This is a genomic window from Microbacterium excoecariae, assembly GCF_011326725.1.
GTDB classification, from domain to species: domain Bacteria; phylum Actinomycetota; class Actinomycetes; order Actinomycetales; family Microbacteriaceae; genus Microbacterium; species Microbacterium excoecariae.
The window spans coordinates 1,145,229-1,164,523 of the sequence record NZ_JAANCO010000001.1 but is presented as its reverse complement, the minus strand read 5'-3'; the positions used below and the strand labels follow the sequence as shown (position 1 = coordinate 1,164,523).

16 protein-coding genes are annotated in these 19,295 nt (G+C 70.9%); 7 read left to right on the top strand and 9 right to left on the bottom strand.

Features of this window, described 5'->3' with window-relative positions; genetic code table 11:
* Positions 1 to 26 precede the first annotated feature (26 nt).
* Positions 27 to 590, top strand: coding sequence for a MarR family transcriptional regulator (locus G8E01_RS05195; RefSeq protein WP_166316796.1), 564 nt, complete (start codon positions 27 to 29; stop codon positions 588 to 590).
* A 64-nt stretch (positions 591 to 654) separates the two neighbouring features.
* Here G8E01_RS05195 and G8E01_RS05190 read toward each other — a convergent pair whose 3' ends face one another.
* The 4 genes from G8E01_RS05190 to G8E01_RS05175 all read right to left on the bottom strand — a co-directional run bounded on the left by G8E01_RS05190 (position 655) and on the right by G8E01_RS05175 (position 6,229).
* Positions 655 to 1,920, bottom strand: a complete 1,266-nt coding sequence (locus G8E01_RS05190) for an MFS transporter (protein ID WP_166316793.1) — start codon at positions 1,918 to 1,920, stop codon at positions 655 to 657.
* A gap of 31 nt (positions 1,921 to 1,951) precedes the next feature.
* Positions 1,952 to 4,585, bottom strand: a complete 2,634-nt coding sequence (locus G8E01_RS05185) for an alpha-L-rhamnosidase (protein WP_166316790.1) — start codon at positions 4,583 to 4,585, stop codon at positions 1,952 to 1,954.
* A 91-nt stretch (positions 4,586 to 4,676) separates the two neighbouring features.
* Complete coding sequence (locus G8E01_RS05180; RefSeq protein ID WP_166316787.1) at positions 4,677 to 5,735, bottom strand: hypothetical protein; 1,059 nt, start codon at positions 5,733 to 5,735, stop codon at positions 4,677 to 4,679.
* Positions 5,732 to 6,229: a DUF6328 family protein gene (locus G8E01_RS05175; protein WP_166316784.1), complete on the bottom strand. Its 498-nt coding sequence runs from the start codon at positions 6,227 to 6,229 to the stop codon at positions 5,732 to 5,734. The genes G8E01_RS05180 and G8E01_RS05175 overlap by 4 nt, the downstream gene beginning before the upstream one ends.
* A gap of 115 nt (positions 6,230 to 6,344) precedes the next feature.
* On the opposite strand from G8E01_RS05175, the gene G8E01_RS05170 reads away from it, so the two are divergent.
* Together G8E01_RS05170 and G8E01_RS05165 are read left to right on the top strand one after the other, a co-directional pair.
* A complete protein-coding gene (locus tag G8E01_RS05170; protein ID WP_166316781.1) occupies positions 6,345 to 7,082 on the top strand; it encodes a SurA N-terminal domain-containing protein in 738 nt (245 codons plus the stop codon).
* 32 nt (positions 7,083 to 7,114) lie between these two features.
* Positions 7,115 to 7,837, top strand: a complete 723-nt coding sequence (locus G8E01_RS05165; protein ID WP_166316778.1) for a VIT1/CCC1 transporter family protein — start codon at positions 7,115 to 7,117, stop codon at positions 7,835 to 7,837.
* Between the two features lie 60 nt (positions 7,838 to 7,897).
* On the opposite strand, the gene G8E01_RS05160 is transcribed toward G8E01_RS05165, so the two are convergent.
* From G8E01_RS05160 to G8E01_RS05145, 4 genes are all read right to left on the bottom strand, one after another.
* Positions 7,898 to 10,507 (bottom strand): LamG-like jellyroll fold domain-containing protein, encoded by a 2,610-nt coding sequence (locus tag G8E01_RS05160; RefSeq protein ID WP_166316775.1) that lies wholly within the window; start codon positions 10,505 to 10,507, stop codon positions 7,898 to 7,900.
* 34 nt (positions 10,508 to 10,541) lie between these two features.
* Entirely contained in the window at positions 10,542 to 12,083 is a 1,542-nt protein-coding gene (locus G8E01_RS05155; RefSeq protein ID WP_166316772.1) for an Ig-like domain-containing protein, read from the bottom strand.
* Between the two features lie 213 nt (positions 12,084 to 12,296).
* Positions 12,297 to 13,193 (bottom strand): SDR family oxidoreductase, encoded by an 897-nt coding sequence (locus G8E01_RS05150; RefSeq protein WP_166316769.1) that lies wholly within the window; start codon positions 13,191 to 13,193, stop codon positions 12,297 to 12,299.
* 80 nt (positions 13,194 to 13,273) lie between these two features.
* Positions 13,274 to 13,468: a CsbD family protein gene (locus G8E01_RS05145; protein ID WP_166316766.1), complete on the bottom strand. Its 195-nt coding sequence runs from the start codon at positions 13,466 to 13,468 to the stop codon at positions 13,274 to 13,276.
* Between the two features lie 171 nt (positions 13,469 to 13,639).
* Between G8E01_RS05145 and G8E01_RS05140 the strand changes: the two genes are divergently transcribed.
* Entirely contained in the window at positions 13,640 to 14,530 is an 891-nt protein-coding gene (locus G8E01_RS05140; RefSeq protein ID WP_166316763.1) for a TIGR01777 family oxidoreductase, read from the top strand.
* Positions 14,531 to 14,534: 4 nt separating this feature from the next.
* Here the strand turns inward: G8E01_RS05140 and G8E01_RS05135 are convergent, their stop codons facing one another.
* Positions 14,535 to 15,536: a substrate-binding domain-containing protein gene (locus tag G8E01_RS05135; protein WP_166316760.1), complete on the bottom strand. Its 1,002-nt coding sequence runs from the start codon at positions 15,534 to 15,536 to the stop codon at positions 14,535 to 14,537.
* A gap of 150 nt (positions 15,537 to 15,686) precedes the next feature.
* Between G8E01_RS05135 and G8E01_RS05130 the strand changes: the two genes are divergently transcribed.
* Genes G8E01_RS05130 through G8E01_RS05120 form a run of 3 tightly spaced genes read left to right on the top strand, consistent with a single transcriptional unit; the run spans position 15,687 to position 19,284 of the window.
* Positions 15,687 to 17,216: an ATP-binding cassette domain-containing protein gene (locus G8E01_RS05130; protein ID WP_166316757.1), complete on the top strand. Its 1,530-nt coding sequence runs from the start codon at positions 15,687 to 15,689 to the stop codon at positions 17,214 to 17,216.
* Positions 17,213 to 18,241, top strand: a complete 1,029-nt coding sequence (locus G8E01_RS05125) for an ABC transporter permease (RefSeq protein WP_166316754.1) — start codon at positions 17,213 to 17,215, stop codon at positions 18,239 to 18,241. The genes G8E01_RS05130 and G8E01_RS05125 overlap by 4 nt, the downstream gene beginning before the upstream one ends.
* The gene (locus G8E01_RS05120; protein WP_166316751.1) at positions 18,238 to 19,284 is read left to right on the top strand and encodes an ABC transporter permease; all 1,047 of its coding nucleotides are present in this window, start codon (positions 18,238 to 18,240) and stop codon (positions 19,282 to 19,284) included. Before G8E01_RS05125 ends, G8E01_RS05120 begins: the two co-directional genes overlap by 4 nt.
* Positions 19,285 to 19,295: the final 11 nt, after the last annotated feature.

Genomic DNA, 19,295 nt, shown 5'->3' with positions numbered 1-19,295 from the left:
ATCTACTTTCGTCGTAAGATCATCTCGTGACAGCAGACCGAGAGCCGACGACCGAGGGGCGTTTCACGATGCTCGACCCGCGGATCCTTGACCCGGAAAGCGAGATTGTCGCGCGCGACCACCTCTCGGGGAACGACGTCGCGCAGGTGGTCGAGGTCCTCGAGGCGATGCACCGATGGCGCGAGACCGAGCGCGCCATGAGCGAGGCCTCGCAGCGCTACATGAAGCTCGGGGACACGGACATGCGCGCCCTGCGCTTCCTCGTGGCCTGCCGCAGCCAGGACACGGTCGCCACCCCCAGTTCCATCGCGCAGCACCTCGGCATCTCGACGGCCTCCACCACAAAGCTGCTCGACCGCCTCGCGAAGGGCGGCCACGTCACCCGCCACCCCCACCCCAGCGACCGACGCAGCCTCGCGATCGAGATCACCGAGGAGACGCGCATCTCGGCCCGCGAGAGCGTGGGGCGCACCCACGCCCGGAGATTCCAGGTCGCCGCCTCGCTGACTGCGGCCGAACGCGACGTCGTCATCCGCTTCTTCGCCCAGCTCGTCGAGACGGCCGAGATGCCGGGCCACCCGCACGCCTGATCCCGCGCAAAAAGGAGGTGGCCCGGACCGAGGTCCGGGCCACCTCCCGTGTGGCGTGGTTCGCTCAGCGCGCCTCGGCGCGGTCCCCGCGGAGCGCGGGATCGTCGTCGGTTGCGCGCGGCATCCGCGCGATCCAGAAGATCCCGATGGCGAACGCCACGACGCTCGTCGCCACCATGAAGTAGAAGATGATCGACGGGCCGTACGAGATCAGAGCAGGCGTGAAGATCGCCACGGCCGCCGCAACGAGCCGCGTGAACGCGATCGTGATCGACTGCGCGGTGGCGCGGATCGAGGTCGGGAAGAGCTCCTGCGACCACACCTTGTACATCGGCTCGCCCGCGACCGCGCCCGCGATCGAGTAGAGCACGCCGAAGATCGCGAGCGTCGCGATGGAGACCCCACCGATGCCCGGGATCAGGAAGGCGACGATGCTCAGCGCCGCCATCGCGGTGAACCACGCCATCCGCGTGCGGCCGTCCACGATGCGCATCATGAGGAGGAGCGAGCCCGCGCTGACGAAGGTGATGATCATCGAGATGAGCGAGGCCTGCGACACCTTTGCGCCGGCGACCTCGACGTACAGGAGGCTGCTGAACTGCCCGTTCGTGTTCGCGGCGATGTTGACGAGCGCGTAGAACAGGCCGGTCGCGACGATCGCCGCGAGATACCGCGGGCGACGCAGCTCGGCGAGGCCGCGGAGGCCGCGCCCCTCCCCCGGCTGGACGACGGCGATGGCGCGGCTGTTGCGCCACGCCTGCGACTCGGGCAGGCCCATGCGCAGGACGAGGACCACGAGCGAGACGACGAGGAGGTGGCCGTACAGGATCCGCGCGCCCAGCACGCCGAGGTCGCCGAAGAGGGTTCCCAGCAGGCTGACGACGATCACGCCGGCCATCCAGAGGATGTGCGAGAACGAGATGAGCTTTCCGCGGTTCGCGTCCGTGGCCGCCTCCGCCACCATCGACAGCGAGACGGGCAGGTCCGCCCCCGCCGCGAAGCCGAGGAGGATCACGCCGGGGAACAGCATGGAGGTGCCGGTCGCGAAGGTCAGCACGAGCGCGCCGACCGCGAAGAGCGACAGGGTCGCGAGGAAGACGGGCTTGCGCCCGAGGCGGTCGCCAGCGGGTCCGCCGACGAGCGCGCCGACGGCGATCGAGATCGTCAAGAGCGCGGACAGCGTCCCGAACTGGAGGTCGTCGAAGCCGAACGCCTCGCGATAGATGACGAGCGCGGTACCGGTCGTCACGATCGCGCCGGCGTCGAGGTACGACACCATTCCGGCGAGCGTGGCGACCCACCAGGAGTGACGCGTCGAGGGGGTGGTCATGGGTTCTCCTTCGAACAGATAGGTGAGGAAACTAGAAGGTGTGGGTCCCGGATCCGACCTCGAGCGCCTCGCGCCCGGGAAGGTCGATCACGGCCGTCGTGTTGGCGGGGAGGGTCACGGTCACCGCGAGTGGGCTGAGCTCTCCGCGCTCGGGCTCGAGGGCCGACCAGGCCACGCGGATCTCGCCGTATACCGACGAGTAGCTGGCCTCGGCCGCGGCGGTGAGGCCGGCGCGCGGCCGGACGAGCACGCGGCGGTACCCGGGTTCCAGCGGCGCAATGCCGCCCACGTCCCGGTGCATCCAGTCCGCCACCGCTCCGAGCGCGTAGTGGTTGAAGCTCGTCATCTCGCCCGGGTTGATCGTGCCGTCCGGGAGCATCGAGTCCCACCGCTCCCACACCGTCGTGGCGCCGCGCGAGACGGGGTAGAGCCAACTGGGCAGCTCCGCCGTCCGCAGCATGCCCTGCGCCGCCTCTCGGTGACCCGTGACGGTCAGCGCGTCGCTGACGATGGGTGTGCCGACGAAACCCGTCCCGATGCGGTGGCCACCCTCCGCGACGATCGTCGCCAGGCGCTGGCCGGCCGGGGCGTACAGCTCATCCGGGAGGAGCTCGAACACGATCGCCAGCGCGTACGCGGTCTGGGAATCGGACGCGAGGCGCCCGTCCGCGAAGACGTACTCGCGCTGGAACGCCTGGCGCGCCGAGTCGGCGAGCGCCTCGAACCGCGCCGCGTCCTCCGCCCGGTCGAGGATTCGCGCCGCGCGGGCGGTCAGGGCCGCGGAACGCGCGTAGTACGCGGTGGCGACGAGGTACGGATCCGTCTGCGCCTCGAACGGCCGGTCCGCGGGCGCCGACGGATCGAGCCAGTCGGCGAGCTGCATGCCCGTGTGCCAGTGCCCGTCGGGCGCCTCCTGCGCGACCCGGTCGACCCAAGCGGACATGCTCGCGAACTGCCGTTCGAGCACATCGCGGTCGCCGAAGCGCTCGTAGAGCACCGTCGGCACGACCGTCGCCGCATCGCTCCAGGCCGCCATGGGGGTCGGGGCGAACAGATCCTGATCGATGAGGGGCGAGTACAGCGGGCCGACGCCGCCGAGGCGCGCCTGATCGGCGGCGAAGTCCTCGAGCCACGACGAGAGGAACCCGTCGACGTCGAAGAGGAACGACGCCGTGGGCGCGAAGACCTGGATGTCCCCCGTCCAGCCGAGGCGCTCGTCGCGCTGCGGGCAATCCGTCGGAAGCGTCACGAAGTTGCCGCGCGTGCCCCAGATGACGTTCTCGTGCAGGCGGTCGAGGTCGGCCACGCCCGTGCGGAGGGTCCCGGTGCGCACGAGGTCGGTGTGCAGGACCTCGGCGACGACTTCGATCTGGTCAGCGGACACGCCGTCGACCTGCGCGTACCGGAAGCCGTGGAAGGTGAAGCGCGGGGCCCATTCCGCCGGCGCCCCCGCCGCGACATAGGTGTCGCTCGCGGCGGCGAAGCGCAGGGGGCGCGTCCCGAGCTCCCCCTGCTCGAGGACCTCGGCGTGACGCAGGGTCACGACGGTCCCTGCCTCGGCCGTCAGCCGGATCCGCAGGCGCCCCACGAGGTTCTGGCCGAAGTCGAGGATGACGCCGCCATCGGCGTCCGCGAGCCGCGCGACCACATCGCGCGTCTCGGTCACGCGGACGGGCGGCAGCTCGGCCGGACGCAGCCGGGCCGGGTCCGCGGCGACCCGCACGGCGGGGGCCGCGCCCGGGAACGGACCCGCCGTCGCGAGGGCGTTGTCTTCGCGGCGCGCGTCGTAGCGTTCGCCCTGGTAGATGCTGGAGAACCTCACGGCGCCCGCGACGCTCGCCTCCCAAGTCTCGTCGGTGACGATCGTCTCGGTCGTCCCGTCCGCGAACTCCACGCGCAGCTGCGCCGAGAGCGCGCGCTGCCCGTGCCAGGTGCGGCGGAAGTCGCCGTCGAACCCGAAGTGCTCGGCGTACCACCCCGGCGCGACGCGCGCCCCGAGGATCCGCGTCCCTTCGGCCAGCTCCGCGGTCACATCGACGGTGCGGAAAAGGAGGCGGTCGGCATAGGCCGTCCACCCCGGGGCGAGAAGGTCGTCCGACACCTCGCGGCCGTCGATCGTGAGCTCGACGATGCCGTGCCCCGTGTACGACAGCAGCGCCCGCGTGACGGGCCGGTCGATATCGACAATGCGACGCAGCCGCGTGACGCCGCGGTCCGCGTCGTCAGCGGCAAGATCGGCGCGGACATCCGCGGCCGTCGCGCCGCGCGCGACCGTCACGTCGGGTGCGCACGCCTCCGAGTGGTCGTCCCGGCTCGCGATGAACGGGGCCGTCCACTCATCCGCGCCCAGCGGCCCCGTTGCGACAGGCGTCCACTCCGAGAATGCGGCGCGCTCCCCCGCCTCCGACAGGGCGGAGACGCGCACCTCGACGGTGTCGTAGGCCGCGAGCGGGGCAAAGGGCCACGCCACGTTCGCGCTGTCGCGGCCCGTGTGGTCGACGCGCTCCCGGGTGCCGTCGGCCCTCCGCAGCTCGAGCGCTGCACCCGCCTGAAGCCACCCCGCGTCCGCTCCTTCCACGACCCACGTGAGCGACGGGCGGGAGGTCGGCAGGAAGGGGGGCGCACCGCGGCGGCCCACCCGTGTGCGCGTGACGGCGTGTGACATCGTTGTCCTCTCGGAACTTGGAACGTTTCAATCCGTCGATGAGCGTAACACCAATTCCGAGCGGGGTACGGCTTTCGGGTCGTCGCGCTCGTCACTCTTCGCCGCGCGGGGCGTAGCGGTGCGCGCGGCGCGTGCCCTGCGTGAGCTCCGTGATGTGATCGCGGCTGTCGAAGTTCGACCCCAGGGCGCCCGCCACCGTTCCCATCGAGGCGCTCAACCACGCGATCTCGGCATACGTCCCGAGATCGACCTCCCGCCCCAGGACGCTCGCCATGAAGCCGGCCTCGATGACGACGATCGCCGTCACGAAGATTCCCACGGTCAGCGAGAGGTAGAGGGCCGTGACGGCGAGCGCGAGCGTGATGACGGTCGAGGCGTTGTACATCGTCGCCTCGACGAGACTGCCGTGCTGACGGGAACGCTCCCACAGGCGGTTCGATACGATCAGCCAGACGACCATCGCGGCGATCGCCGCGACCGCGATCAGGGCCAGTCGCCACGTGGGCAGGGCTGCGGCCATCCGCCAGATCGACGAATAGAACACGCCGAAGGCACCCGTCGCCGTGGCCGCGGTCAACACGCCGGAGAGCTTCGGCACGACCGCGAGCGGCTCGTTCGTTCGCACCATGCCGAGAACGAGCGCGGTGCGCCTCGGGCGCCACCACGGCGAGTCGATATAGACCGATCGCCCCGTATCCGAGGCCTGCTCGTGCACCGTCCCAAATCGCATGCGCCCGGCGCGGATGTCGGGATCCGTTCCCGCCGCCAACGCGTCGAGCGAGTCGAACAGCACCCGACGCAGGTGCGCGTGCACGCGCATCCAGCCGAGCGCGGGCAGCGAGATGATCGCCAGGCGCTCGGAGAAGTGCAGCGCCGAGATCTTCGGGCGTGCGCCCGCCCGCCGCGGAATCTCGGTGACGATCACGAGCATGTCGGCCTCGCCCGCCGTCGACCACTGGCGGATCTCATCGAGGTCGAGCGAGCCGTCGTCGCGCAGCGGAATCCGGCGGCGCTCGTGCCGCATCTCGTACGGCCCCTCGGCCGCTCCCCCGTCCGCGGCAGCGATCACGTCGCGGGCGGCGCGCGTCGCGATTCCCGGATCCGAGACGACATCCACGCGCCACCCGCGCTGCTCCCCCGCGTCGGTCACGATGCCTCCCCCCGCCCGCCGCCGGCGCGGAGCGCGAGCGGTGCCGCGATCCACAGCACGGCGACGACGGCGCCGAGGCCGGCGGCCGCACCGATCGCCGCGCCGCGCCCCACCACGATGTCGAAGATGAACGCGACGACCCCGACGAGCAGGATCGAGATGGTCGCGAGCGCGACGATGAGGGCCACGTGCCCGAAGCGGACCGTGCGCCGTTTGCGCCCCCGCGCGAAGAGGCCGCGGTGGAGCGCCACGGGTGCCAGCGCAACGACGGCGCTCAGCGCCGACAGCACGACGAGCCCGAGGTAGAACGCCCGCTGCCCGTCCGACAGATCGTCGAAGCGCGACTGGAACACGATGGCGAGAAGAAAACCCGTGAGGATCTGGGTGCCCGTTTGCAGCACGCGCAGCTCCTGCAGCACCTCCAGCCAGTTGCGGTCGGCTCGTTCGTCCGGCGTCTCGTCGCGCCGGCCCGGCGCCGCGTCGTGGGTGGTCATGCCGCGCATCCTGCCAGCTCGCGCGCGCTGGCGGGGGATTCCTGACGGCGCGCTCATCCGCCACCCCAGCGCGCGGTGTAGCCTCGCCGGGATGTTCACTCGTTCAGGAGCCCCCATGACCCGTCGCGCCCGTGCCCTTTTCGCCGCGGCGGCCGTCGCAACGCTCGCCCTCGCCGGATGCGCGGCGACCGACGACGACGCGGCGGAGCCCACGGCGAGCGCGTCCGCGGAGGCCGCGACGCCCGAGGCCGACCTCGAGGGCGTGCCGGACGTCGTCGCCGTCGTCAACGGCGACGAGATCGGGATCGACGAGTTCCGCACGGCCTACGAGACTCGGCTGCAGTCGGCGGCCCTGAGCGCCTCCAGCACGGGCGAGGAGGTCGACCAGGAAGCGCTGAAGACGGAGACCGCCGATCTGCTCGTGAACAATCGGCTGCTCACCCAGGCGGCGAGCGACGCGGGAATCGAGGCGACGGACGCGGACGTCGACGACGTGCTGCAGGGCGTCGCGGACCAGGCCGGCCTGGAGGACGTCGCCGCCGTGATCGACGCGTTCGCCGAGCAGGGCGTGGACGAGGATCAGGTCCGTCAGGACGCGGCCGCGCAGTTTCAGATCGACGGGCTCATTGCCCAGGAGGCCGAGATCGAGGAGCCCACGGAGGCGGAGCTGCAGGCCCAGTACGACGCCCTCGTGGAGCAGGCCGAGGCCGCGGAGAGCGGATCCGAGATCCCGGCGTTCGAGGACGTGAGGGATCAGCTGGAAGAGCAGACGATCACGCAGCAGCAGAACGCGGCGACGCAGCAGCTGATCGATGACCTGCGCGCCGACGCGGAGATCACGGTCAACCTCTGACGCTCGGCCGGCGGGGGCGATACGGTCGGGCCATGACCGACTCCCCCGCCGGAACCCACGCAGGCGAGCCCCACGGCCCGGGTATCGCGCAGAAGCTCAATTGGTTGCGCGCGGGCGTCCTCGGCGCCAACGACGGCATCGTGTCGACGGCCGCCGTGGTCGTCGGCGTCGCGAGCGCGACGGCGAGCGTGGGACCCGTCCTCATCGCGGGCGCGGCCGCGCTCGTCGGCGGCGCGATCTCCATGGCGCTCGGCGAGTACGTCTCGGTGGCCAGCCAGCGCGATTCGGAGCGCGCTCTGATCGCGAAGGAGAAGGCCGAGCTCCGCGAGGATCCCGAAGCGGAGATGGAGGAGCTCGCCGGGCTCTATGCCGCGCGCGGCATCTCGCCTGAAACGGCGCGGCGCGTGGCGGAGGAGCTCACGGAGCACGACGCGCTCCGCGCCCACCTGTCGGCGGAGCTGAATATCGACCCGGACGACGTCGTGAGCCCCTGGCACGCGGCGCTCGCCTCCGCCGTGGCGTTCACCCTCGGCGCCCTGTTGCCGATGCTCACGATCATGCTCCTCCCGCTCGAGGCCCGCGTGGCCGGAACCTTCGCCGCGGTGCTCGGCGCCCTCGCGCTGACGGGATACGTCGCGGCCTGGATCGGCGACGCCAGCCGCGGGCGGGCCGTGATGCGCACGGTCCTCGGCGGCGCCCTCGCCCTCGCGGCCACGTTCGTCGTGGGTAGCCTCTTCGGCACGACCGTCGCATAGCGCGAGGCGCAGCCCGCCCCTTCCGTCGGGAGGGGCGGGCCGCGCCTCGCGCACCCGCGATCAGCTCGCGCGCCGCCGCCGCATCGCGAGGATTCCCGCCGCGATCGCCCCCAGCGCGATGATCGTCATCGCCGCGATGCCTGCGGCCGCACCCCCGGTCGCCAGCAGTCCGCCTTCCCCGGCCGAGTCCGCCTCGTCCGCCGTCGCGTTCACCGCGGATCCGTCCTGACCGTCGGTCGCCGCGCCGTCCGTGGCGGCCGCGGGGCCGTCGGAGGCCGCGCCATCCGATCCCGCGGAACCGGCCCCGTTGGCGCCGGCGTCGTCGGATCCGGCGTCCGTGCCTGCGTCAGGATCGACCGGGCCCGGCGTTTCGCCCGCGGCCGCATCGAACGCGAGCGTGGCCGCGAACGGCTCGCCGTCGCGCGTACCGATCGACTGCACGAACGTGAGGTCGCGCGTTGTTCCGGCGCCGGCGAGGGGCTCGTCCAGCGCGATGTCCCACGAGCCGTCGGCGCCGACGACGGCGGTGCCGAGCACGGCCTCGCCCTCCTCGACGCGCACGTCGGCGCCGGGGTAGCCCGCGCCCGAGAGCGTCTCGACGCGCGCATTGGCCGCACGCATGTCCGTGAGGTTCGTCCCCAGCGCGAAGTTCGCGCCGTCACCGTCGATGTCGACCCGTGCGGTCAGGAACTCGTCCGCGTCCAGCGCGTGGTCGACGATGCGGGTCTCGCCCACGCAGCCGTTCCAGCCGTGGTCGGGCTCCGTGTTCCAGGTCGAGGCGCCGATGATCCAGGGCATGTAGTCCGCCGCCACCATGCCGCCCACGTTCGACGCGTTGCGCAGCACCGGCACGCCGTCGACGTACATGATGACCGTGCGCGCGTCGGGGTCGTTCACGATGGCGACGTGGTGCCACGAGTCCGGCATGATCTCGCCCGACCACAGCGTGTAGGAGTTGCTCGTCGCGTCGTCGGCCGCCGAGAACTGGTACTCGCGCAGGCTGGAGATGCCGAGCCACGACGCCCCGGCACCGGGGTCGGCCGAGTCGTTGATGCCGATCCACGAGCGCGCGCCGCCACGCGTCAGGGCCGCACCCCAGCGGTTGGCGCCCTCGGTCCAGCTCTCGTCGAGCTGCAGGAACGTCTCGATCGTGTAGCCCGTCTCGCTCGTGAGGTCGGCGAACGTCGCGGGCGCGCCGTATTCCGTGCTGACGTAGGCGAGCCGTTCGGCGCCCGAGTCCGACCGCGCGGCGTTCGCGAAGCAGAGCGCCCCCTGGTCGGCCGCGTAGAAGGGCACCGCGGAGTGGGTCACCGTGACGTCCTCGGGCTCGTCCGGCGCGTCGGTGTGTTCCGGCGCGCTGCGATACATCGGGCTCTCCCCCGCGATGTCGGGGATCTCGCCGGACTCGTCGAAGACGCCCTCCGCGACGTCACCGAAGCGCCAGTGCGCGATCGTCCCGTCCACCGCGATGTAGTCATCGGCGCTGCCCGCGGCGGCGAGCGCTCCGGATCCGGATCCGCCGTCCCAGCCCTCGGAGACGATCTCCTTCGCTCGCTCGGACAGGTCGCCGCCGTCCTCCTGCGCGGCGTCCGCCTCCCAGCCGAAGCGCTCGCCGAAGTCCATGTCGAGCGTGAAGGACTGCCACGTCCCGTCGAGCACGGGGGCGTCCGACGACGCCCGCGAGGTCGGGTCCTTCACGGTGACCCACGGCGAGACGGTCTCGACGTCGATTCGGTCGTTCGTGAGATCGAATTCGAACAGCGTCATGATGCCGTTGCCGCCGTCCGCGGCCATCTGGTAGTCCGTGAGGACCTGATAGACGGGGTTGCCGAAATCGTTCGTGCGCGTCTGCATCGTCGAGCCGTGGAAGTGACCGTTGACCGTGAGGATGATCTGGTCGTTGTGCGCGATCAGCTCCTCGAAGAGGTGCTCTCCCCACCACCAGGAGGCGGGCGAGACCTGATCCTCCGCGATGTTCACGATGGCGTGGGACGACAGGATCACGGGGACACCGGGATGGGCGTCGAGGACCTGCTGTGCCCACGCGAAGGTGTCGTCCGAGGCGTTCCACGCGAGCGCGAGGGACATCCAGGTCCGCCCCTCGGCCTCGAAGAGGTACGCCGAGGAAAGGCCGTCCTGGTAGGTCCCGACCAGCTGGTCGCCGCCCTGGGCCGCCAGCTGCTCGGCGCCGAATCGCGCGCGATAGTTGTCCGCGTTGCCCTCGGAGGAGCGGGCTCCCATGTCCTCGACGTCGTGGTTTCCGGGCACGACCGAATAGGGCATGCCCCCGTCCGTCAGGATCTGCATCGCCTTGTCGGCGGCGTCCCACTCGCCGGCGACCCACTCCTGATCGACCACGTCGCCCACGTGCACCGTGAAGGGCATATTGAGCTCGTCCTGGTGTTGGACGATCCATTCGGTCTGCACTTCGAAGGGGTTCGTCCCATACTGCGGCACGAATTGCGAGGCGCTGTAGCGCGAATAGAACTGGGTATCCGGTAGGACGGGGAGCACGAAGCTCGACCGTTCAACGGGGGTCGATGCCTCGTCCGTCGCCGCGCCCGCGGCGGTCGGGACGACGGCCGCGATGCCGAGCGCGAGGCCCGCGGTCAGCGCCGCCGACGTCGCGCGGGCGACGCGCGAGCGGCGGCGGTGGGAGGTGATGTGCATGTGTGTGTCTGCTCTTCTCATGTCAGCTCAGGGCTCAGCCGGCGAGCGCGGGCCCGTAGGCCTCGATCTCGGACAGGGTCATCCAGCTCGCGTCGGATTTGTGGGTAATGGCCACGCGCAGCCCGGAGGCCAGCACGGTGTCGGACTCCACGGAGAGGGCAAGTCCCGCCGCGTCGTTGTCGTGGGGCCACGAGACGTCGCGCGCCGGCAGATCGACCCAGCCGCCGACGAGGTCGCGGTACTGCACCGTCACGCCACCCACGTTGGTGGCCTGGCCCGCGTCGAAGACCGCGGCGCCCGTGAGTTGGCGGGGGCGTTCGAAGTAGAACGAGATCGTGTTCGGGTTGACGCGGTTCGCGGCGCCGCCTCCGCGCCAGTCGTCGAAGCCGACAGCGTCGCGAACGCCGTCGGTCAGCGCGAAGGTCGATCCGTTCATGTGGGTGTAGTCCACGTGTACGCCCGGCTCGCGGAGGACGTTGGTCTCCTCGGTCGCCACAACGGTCACAACGAGCCGCGCGACGAACCCCGTTCCCTCGGTCGCCGGGATCTCGACGGTGCCGGGCTCAGCAAGGTCCGCGTCGGTGACCGCCGACCAGTCCCACGTCACGCGGGACGTGACGGTCGTATCGGATCCGGACACGGTGCGCTCGACCGTGGCGGGAGCCTGCATGCGCAGCTCGCGGAGCGAGGCACCCTGGTGCACCGTAACGGCGGCGTCGAGGGCATCTCCCACCGCGCCGACGAGCACCTGTGCGTGCACCGGGACGTCCTCGCCGAACCACCCCGTCGCCGTTCCGTCTACCGCGACGACGCCCTCGGCGGTCCACTGCTCGCCCTCCGGCACATGCCACACCACGGCCGCCTCCTGCGTGCGACCCCAGTCATAGCGCGCCGTGACGGTCTCGGGGAGCTCGGGCGCCGAACCCGGCTCGGTGCGCTGGTCGACGTCCGCGACGCGCGCGTCGAGCGTGTGCGCGCTCCAGCGCTGCACCGCCGCCGTACCGGCGTCGTAGGTCTGGATCTCGGCGGCATCGGCTGTGGCCCAGTTGTACATGTCGAGCGCGGGCGTCAGGCCGTTGGGCCCGGGCTGGGCGTTGTGAACATACACGTCGCCATCGCCGGCGTCGACGAAGCTCCAGAGCGCATAGGGGTCGGCCGCGGCCTCGGCCGGGGCGACATCGCGCACCTCGAGATAGCGCCAGTTCGGGTCAGCGTTGTCGCGCCGCGCGAGAATGTCGCCGTCGCCGCTCGCGAGGACGTAGGTATCCGCCGCGCCCGCGATCGGATAGGCGAACACGGCCTGCGACATCACCGCGTCCGGCGCGTCCGCGAGCGGAAAGATCGCCGCGGCCGCGGGTGTCTCGCCGTCGGGGATCGTGGCTTGCGCCGATGGGTTAGCGATCTCGAGGACCTTGTTCGCGGCGTGGGCGTTTTCCAGGAGGATCGGGTGCGGGTCGCCGACCACGTCCGCGGCGTCGGCGGCTGCCGCCGACGGCACGATCACGGCGGCGGAGAGGGCGAGGATGCTCGCGAACGTTGCGCTCCAGCGCAGCGCCCGGGAGGAGACATGCGTCATCCAGGGCTTCCTTTCGGGTGGGGGAATGGCCCGGCGCGATGCGCGCACGCGGCTTTGTGCGACGGTACGAAATCGCGGTGCGCGACACGCTCGAACTCATGAACGCGCAATGAACCCCCTATGCACGCCGGGTGAAAATAGCGCCCTCCGACACGCAGCGCGGCCCGCCCCTTCCGTTGGGAAGGGGCGGGCCGCGCGTCACGATGCCGAGCGTTACGGGCTTGGCGTGCCCCCGTTGACGTTCAGGGTCTCGCCGATGACGAAGCTCGATTCGGATGAGGTGAGGAACACGTACGCCGGCGCGAGCTCCGTGGGCTGGCCCGCGCGCCCCAAGGGCGTGGACTTCCCGAAGCGCGGCAGGGCCTCCTTCGGCTGCCCGTCCGAGACCTGCAGCGGCGTCCACACGGGGCCCGGCGCCACCGCGTTGACGCGGATGCCGCGCGGAGCGAGCTGCTGCCCCAGCCCCTTCGTCAGGTTGTTGATGGCGGCCTTCGTCGACGCGTAGTCGATGAGGTGAGCCGAGGGCTGGTACGCCTGGATCGACGTCGAGTTCACGATCGTCGATCCCGGCTCCAGGTGCGGGACGGCCGCCTTCGTGACGCGGTAGATCGCGCGCACGTTGACGTCGTACGTCTCCTGCCACTGCTCGTCCGTCAGGTCGTCCAGGCTCTCGACGGCGATTTGCTTTCCGGCGTTGTTCACGAGCGCGTCGATGCCTCCGAGGCCGTGCACGGCGTCCGCGACGACCTGATGACAGAACTCGGCGTCCGCGAGATCGCCCGGGAGCAGGATGGCGCGGCGGCCCGCCTGTTCGACGAGCGCGCGGACGCGCTGCGCGTCCTCCTCCTCCGCGGGGAGGTAGTTCAGCGCGACGTCCGCGCCTTCGCGGGCGAACGCGATCGCGACGGCGGCGCCGATTCCCGAGTCCGCCCCCGTGATGAGCGCGCGGCGCCCCTCGAGGCGGCCCGTACCGCGGTAGGAGTTCTCGCCGCGGTCGGCGCGCGGGGTGAGCTCGGCGTCCAGGCCGGGCTCGGGCTGGTGCTGCGTCGGCGGGGTGACGGACGGGAAGCGGGTGACGGGATCCGTGAAGGTGAGCTGGTCGGTGTGCATGGCGTGGCCCCTCTCGAGAATCGAATGGTCGCAAAAACGCGTCGGGGCGGGGCGAATCTCGCCCCGCCCCGCGGTCGTGGTTACTTGCCGAACGACTTGCCGACGTTCTTCGCGGCGTCCTTGACGTTCTCCGCCGCATCCTTCGTGTGACCGGCCGCCTGGTCCGCCTGGCCTTCGGCCTGGAGCTCTTCGTCGTCCGTGACGCGCCCCCAGGTCTCCTTCGCCTTGCCCTTGAGCTTGTCGGCGGCGGCCTCGAACTTGTTCTCGTTGCTCATATCCTTGCCTCTTTCTGAGTGCCCTTATCGGGCCATGAGTACGGCGGGATCATGCACGGACCCGAGGGCCCGCGACGCCATGGTAGACACCGTCGTGCGACGGCGGGGGCGGATCCAGCGAATTCATCACGAGGCGCCTTGAGCGCGCCACCCGCGTGAGACCATCAGCTCATGAGAGCCGATCGCATCGTCGTCGCCGGGTCGTCCGGCCTCATCGGGCAGGCGCTCGTGCGCTCGCTCGCCACCGACGGGATTCCCGTCTCGCGGCTCGTGCGCCGGCCGCCGAAGCACCCGGACGAGATCGCGTGGTCGCCGGGCGAGCGCCACCTGGATCCGGCGGTCCTGGCGCGGGCCGCCGCCGTGGTGAGCCTCGGGGGCGCAAGCATCGGCCGCCTCCCCTGGACGCCGCGCTACCGGCGCGAGCTCGTGTCGTCGCGGCTTGCCCCCACCCGCACGCTCGCCCGCGCGCTCGGCGCGCTCGGCACGGAGGCCCCGGCATTCGTGTCGGCGTCGGCCGTCGGGTTCTACGGCGACCGCCCCGGCGAGACCCTCGCGGAGTCCAGCGGGCCGGGCGACACCTTCCTCGCGCGGCTCTGCGACGAATGGGAGAAGGCGGCGGCCGGATCCGCCCCGCGCGTGGCATTCCTCCGGACCGCGCCGCTGCTTCATCCGCGCGGCGTCCTGAAGCCGATGATGCTCCTGGCGAGGGCCGGCGTCAGCGGGCCGCTCGGGCGCGGCACCCAGGTGTGGCCGTGGATCTCGCTGGAGGACGAAGTGCGCGCGATCCGCCACGTCATCGACCGCGGACTGAGCGGGCCGGTCAACCTCACGGGCCCGACCCTCGCGACCGCGAACAACATCGGGCGCGCGCTGGCGGCGCGCGTGCACCGCCCCTACCTGCTCCCGGCGCCCGCGTGGGCGCTTCGCTTCGGGCTGGGCCGCGACGCCGCGGACTCCCTCCTGCTCGCCGACGCCGCGGTGCGACCGGCCGCGCTGCTCGACTCGGGGTTCACCTTCACGCACGCCACGGCGACGGAGGCGATCGCAGCGGCCGTCCGGTAGGCCCTCAGCGCTCCGTCGAGCGGCGCACGACGAGCTCGGGAGGGAACACGGTCTGCCGCGGCAGGCTGAGCGGATCCGAGACCTCCTCGAGCACCATGCGGAGCGCCGTGCGCCCGATCTGGCGCCCCGGCTGGCGCACCGTCGTCAGCGGCACGGCGGCAGCGGCAGCGAAGGGGATGTCGTCGAAGCCCACGAGGGCGATATCGCCCGGCACGAGGAGCCGGCCGCCCTCCACCAGCGACTGCAGCAGGCCGATCGCGATGAGATCGTTCGCCGCGAGGATCGCGTCGGGCCGCTCGCGGCGGGGGCGCGCGAGCAGGCGCTCGCCCGCCGCGAGTCCGTCCTCAAGCGTCATCCCCGACGTGGGCACCACCTCGAGCGAGACCTGCGCGTCGTCGGCCGCGGCGCGGGCGCCCTCGAGTCGATCGGACACCTGCCGCAGGCCAAACGGGCCGCCGACGAACGCCGCGCGGCGGCGGGAACGGGCGATGAGATGCTCCATCGCGAGGCGCCCCCCGGCGACGCTGTCGAGCGACACGGACGAGAACTCGTGGTCGGCGCTGAACCGGTCGACGAGCACCGTGGCGATCCCTGCGCGCTTCAGACGACGCAGGTCGGCAAGCACGTCCCCGTACGGCGCGAGCAGGATCCCCCGCACCTGCTGCTGCCGAAAGAGGTCGAGATAGAGCTTCTGGCGCGCCTCGTCCTCATCCGAGCTCCCGGACAGCATCGCGAGTCCGCCGGCCGCTGCCTCATCCTGCGCCCCGCGCACGACGTCGTTATAGAACGGGTTCTGACTCCCCAACACGACGAATCCGACGGTCGCGCTGACCCCGGCGCGTAGCTGGCGCGCGGCGTCGTTGCGGACGTACCCGAGCTCCCGGATCGCCCGTTCGACGCGCTCGACGGAGTCCGGTGACACCTCGTCGGGGCGGTTCAGCACGTTCGAGACCGTGCCGACCGACACGCCGGCGCGCTGCGCGACATCGCGGATCCTGACGGCCACCCGATCTCCTTCGTTGGAGGCGCATCACATTCTGATCACCGTCGCCATGCGCGTGTGGCGAGCAGCTCCCGACATACACTAGCCTGAACCCACCGTGAATCGATTCATGTCGTTTCAGATTCGCTCGCACCTCGATGGAGAGGACCCCACGTGGTCACCGAAGATCCCGCCCGCCCCGGAGGCGCCCCGGCGCTGGAGCTGGATCGCGTCGTCAAGTCCTTCGGACCGGTCGTCGCGCTCCGCTCGGGCAGCCTGACGCTCCACCCGCACTCGATCCACGCCCTCATCGGCGAGAACGGTGCGGGCAAGTCCACGCTCGTCAAGATCATGGCGGGCCTGTATCGCCGCGACGCCGGAGACTTTCGTTTCCGCGGCGAGAGCGTCGATTTCAGCTCGACGGCGCAGTCCAAGGACGCCGGCATCGCCGTGATCTATCAGGAGCCCACGCTCTTCCCCGACCTGTCGATCACCGAGAACATCTTCATGGGCCGCCAGCCGACGGGGCGGTTCGGTCGGATCGACCGCCAGGCGATGCGCGCCGAGGTCGAGCAGATCTTCGCGCGCCTCGGTGTGCGTCTCGATCCCGACCGGATCACCGAGGGCCTCTCGATCGCCGACCAGCAGATCATCGAGATCGCGAAGGCGATCTCGCTCGACGCGAGCGTGCTCATCATGGACGAGCCGACCGCGGCCCTGTCGGGCGTCGAGGTCGAGCGTCTGTTCGCGGTCGCGCGGAGCCTGCGCGACGAGGACCGCGCCATCATGTTCATCTCGCATCGCTTCGACGAGGTGTTCGCGCTCTGCGACACGGTCACGGTGATGCGCGACGGGGCATATATCTCCACGCACCCCATCGAGGAGACCTCGGTGGACGAGCTCGTGCGTCAGATGGTCGGGCGCGACGTCACGGAGCTGTTCCCGAAAAAGGAGACCACCGTCGGCGAGGAGCTCCTCGCCGTCGAGGGCCTCACGAGCCCCGGATCCTTCCACGACATCTCCTTCCGCGTGCGCGCGGGCGAGATCGTCGCGCTCGCAGGGCTCGTCGGCGCGGGGCGCAGCGAGGTCGTGCGCGCCGTGTTCGGCGTCGACGCGTATGCGTCGGGCAGCGTCACCATGAGCGGCACGCGGATCCCCTCGGGCAAGCCCACGGCCGCGATGGCGGCGGGCCTCGCGCTCGTGCCCGAGGACCGACGCAAGCAGGGCCTCGTCATTGACTCGACCGTCGGGAGCAACACGGCGATGGCGATGTGGCGAAAGATCGCCGCGTTCGGGTTTCTCACGACGGGCATAGAGCATCGCGCCGCCCGCCCGTGGGACGCGAAGCTCGAGGTGAAGAGCCACGCGCTCGACACCGTCGTCGGCACGCTGTCCGGCGGAAATCAGCAGAAGGTCGTGCTCGCGAAGTGGCTCGCGACGAATCCGCGCGTCCTCATCGTCGACGAGCCGACCCGCGGCATCGACGTCGGCACGAAGGCCGCGGTGCACGCGCTGCTGTCGGAGCTGGCGGACCAGGGGCTCGGCATCATCATGATCTCGTCGGAGCTGCCGGAGGTCCTCGGCATGGCGGACCGCGTCCTCGTCATGCACGAGGGGCGCATCACGGCGGAGCTCGACCGCGCCGAGGCCACGAGCGAGAACATCATGCACGCCGCGACCCACGCAACGGAGCCCTCCGCATGACCACGACAATCGACATCTCCGCGGGCACGAACCGGGTGCGCGCCTTCCTCTCGGGCGGGCGCATGCGCGAGCTCGGGATCCTCCTGGCGCTCGGCCTCGTGATCCTCGCGGCCACTTTGACGAACCCGAAGTTCCTGTTCTCCGGCGACGGCTGGCGCGATCTGCTCCTCACCCCGGCACCGCTCCTGCTCGTCACGATCGGCCAGGCGTTCGTCATCATCACCCGCAACGTCGACATTTCCGTGGGGTCGATCGTCGGCCTGACGGCCTACATGACGGGCTGGTTGTTCGCGACCTTCCCCGGAATCCCCATTCCGCTCGTCGTGCTCGCCTCCGTCCTCTTCGGCGCGTTCCTCGGGCTCGTCAACGGCGCGCTCGTCGCGTTCGCGAAGGTCCCCGCGATGGTGATCACGCTCGGCACGCTGTATGCCTTCCGCGGCATTAACGTGCTCTGGACCGGCAGCGATCGCATTAACCCGTCCGACATGCCGAAGCCCTTCCTCGCGTTCGGCACGGCGCAGTTCCTCACGATCCCTGTCCTGACGATCGTCGCGGTGGCGGTCCTCGTCGTCGCCGCGTGGTACCTGGCGAACATGCGGTCGGGGCGCGAGCTGTACGCGATCGGATCCGACCCGCAGGCCGCGAATCTCTACGGCCTGAAGACCACGCGCCGCGTTCTGACGGCGTTCATCGTCTCGGGCACGCTCTCGGGCCTCGCCGGCGTGTTCTACGCCGCGCGCTATGGCACGGTCGACTCCCAGGCCGCCATGGGGTGGGAGTTCAACGCCATCGGCGCGGCCGTCATCGGCGGCGTCGCGATCGTCGGCGGTGTCGGCACGGTGTGGGGAGCCGCGATCGGCGCGTTCCTCCTCATGACCATCAACCGCGCGCTTCCGATCGTCGGGATCCCCGACTTCTGGCAACAGGCGGTCGTGGGTGTCCTCATCATCGGCGCGATCGTCCTCGACCGCGTCCTCGCGCTCCGCCAGAAACGACGCCTCATCGAGACGAGGGACAACGCATGACCACGGCCACCCAGACCACAAGCATCGTGCAGTTCGACTACGCACGGCCGCTGTGGCGGCGCGTGCTCGCCACGCGCGAGTTCGCCATCATCGGTCTCCTCGTCCTCGTCCTCGTCGTGGCCTCGCTGACGGTGCAGGGGTTCGCGCAACCCCTGACCTACAACTACTTGCTGCTCGACGTCGCGCCCATCCTCTTCATCGCCCTGCCGATGACCCTGGTGATGACGACCGGTGAGATCGATCTGTCGGTCGGATCCATGGCGGGTCTCGCGAGCGTGACGACGGGCGTGCTCGTCCAGTCCGGCGCGCCGTTCGAAATCGCGGCGCTCGTCGCGCTCGCCGTGGGTGTCGTCGGCGGGGCGGTCAACGGCTACCTGGTCACGGTCGTCGGGCTGCCGTCGCTCGCGGTGACGATCGGTACGCTCGCGCTGTTCCGCGGCATCGCCGTCGGCATGCTCGGCACGACGGCCGTGACGGAGTTCCCCGAGTTCTGGACGGCGCTCGCCAAGGCCAAGCTCGCGGGCACGTCGATCCCCTGGGTCGTGATTCCGTTCCTCGTGCTGCTCGTGATCTTCGTCGCGCTGTACCACTTCACGCCCTTCGGGCGCGGGATCTTCGCGGTCGGGCTCTCGTCCGACGCGGCGAAGTTCTCGGGCGTGAATGTCGAGCGCACGAAGTTCATCGTGTTCGTCCTCGCCGGCTTCGTGGCGGCGCTCGCCGGCGTCTATTACACGCTGCGCTACAGCAGCGCCCGCGGCGACAACGCGACGGGGCTCGAGCTGCAGGTCATCGCGGCGGTCGTCCTCGGCGGCGTGTCGGTGTTCGGCGGGCGCGGCAAGATCCACGGCGTGATCGCCGCGGTCCTGCTCATCGGCGTGCTCTCCAGCGCGCTGCGCCTCGAGGGCATCTCGAGCGCGATCATCAACATCATCACCGGTGGTCTCTTGATCATCTCGGTGGTGGGAGCCAGCGTCTTCGCCTGGGCGAAGACCCGGCGCTCCTCCCCCACGCCCGCCCGCGCGGCGGCCGCCTCATCCTCCTGAGGTCCCTGCCG